At 39.6% G+C, this 1,496-nt stretch carries 1 protein-coding gene; it reads left to right on the top strand.

Features of this window, described 5'->3' with window-relative positions; translation table 11 throughout:
- Nucleotides 1-1,496: SspB-related isopeptide-forming adhesin (locus tag HMPREF2686_RS10665; protein ID WP_315940698.1), on the top strand; the 1,496-nt coding region annotated here is incomplete at both ends.

The raw sequence follows: 1,496 nt of genomic DNA, 5'->3' as shown, positions 1-1,496 counted from the left end.
TCAGTAACAGGCGCAGAAGTAACAGATAAATTCGATATTGCTGTGAACAACGGTGTGATTACTGCAACCCTTAAAGATGGCTTCACGAAGTCACTTGGCGACGCAGAAAACACACAAGTGATCGACACAACTAAATTCGAATTCGGCCGTTACTACAAGTTCGACATCCCAACAACAGTGAAAGCTGATGTACCTGGTGGTGTAGATATTGAAAATACTGCGGCTCAAGTTGTAAACTACTACAACCCAACAACTAAGAAAGTTGAAAAACCAAGCAAACCAACTGAAAAACGTGTAAATAACGTTCCAGTTGAAGTAGGATTCAACTTCACGAAACGCTTGGAAGGTCGGGAGCTTAAAGCTAACGAATTCAGCTTCGTGCTTAAAGATTCAACTGGTAAAGAAGTTGAAACTGTAAGCAATGATGCATCTGGTAACGTTAAGTTCAAAGCTCTTGAATTCAAGAAGGGTCAAGAAGGCGTACACAACTACACAGTAGAAGAAGTTAAAGGCTCAGACGCAACCGTTACATACGACACAATGAAAGCGAATGTAACAGTCACTGTATCACACGACGGAACAGCTAAAGTTCTTGTGGCAACTGTAGGCGACATTGCGGATAAAGAATTTAACAACCGTGTAACTCCTCCAGAAGAACCTAAGTTCCAACCAGAGAAGTTCGTTCTTAATAAAGAAAAATTTGATATCACTGGATCAAAACTTGCTGACGATGATGATGAGTTGACAGATGAGTATGCAGATACAAATGCCAACCCATATGCTGACAAAGATACCAACAACGAAGCAGAAAACATCAATACCAAGACTGTTAACCGTGGAGATAAGTTGGTTTACCAAGTATGGTTGGATACAACTAAATTCTCAGCAACTAACAAAGAAAACATCCAATCTGTAGGAATCTCAGATGACTACGATGAAGCGAAGTTGGAACTTGATTCTACTAAGATCAAAGCTTACGATTCAGTAACAGGCGCAGAAGTAACAGATAAATTTGATATTACAGTTAATAACGGAGTAATCACAGCAACTCTTAAAGCTGGCTTCACTAAGTCTCTAGGAGATGCAGAAAATACTCAAGTTATCGACACAACTAAATTTGAATTTGGACGTTACTACAAGTTCGACATTCCAACAACAGTGAAAGCTGATGTTGCTGCTGGTGTAGATATTGAAAATACTGCAGCGCAAGTTGTAAACTACTACAACCCAACAACTAAGAAGGTTGAAACACCAGAGAAACCAACTCAAAAACGTGTCAACAACGTTCCAGTACCAGTAGAATTCAACTTCACGAAACGTTTGGAAGGTCGTGAACTTAAAGCTAACGAATTCAGCTTCGTGCTTAAAGATTCAACTGGTAAAGAAGTTGAAACTGTAAGCAATGATGCATCTGGTAACGTTAAGTTCTCAGCTCTTGAATTCAAGAAAGGTCAAGAAGGCGTTCACAACTACACAGTAGAAGAAGTTAAAGGAAG

Source organism: Streptococcus sp. HMSC057G03, assembly GCF_001808745.1.
GTDB classification, from domain to species: Bacteria; Bacillota; Bacilli; order Lactobacillales; family Streptococcaceae; genus Streptococcus; species Streptococcus parasanguinis_Z.
The sequence above is the reverse complement of the archived record's forward strand: the minus strand, read 5'-3'. Positions and strand labels throughout refer to the sequence as shown.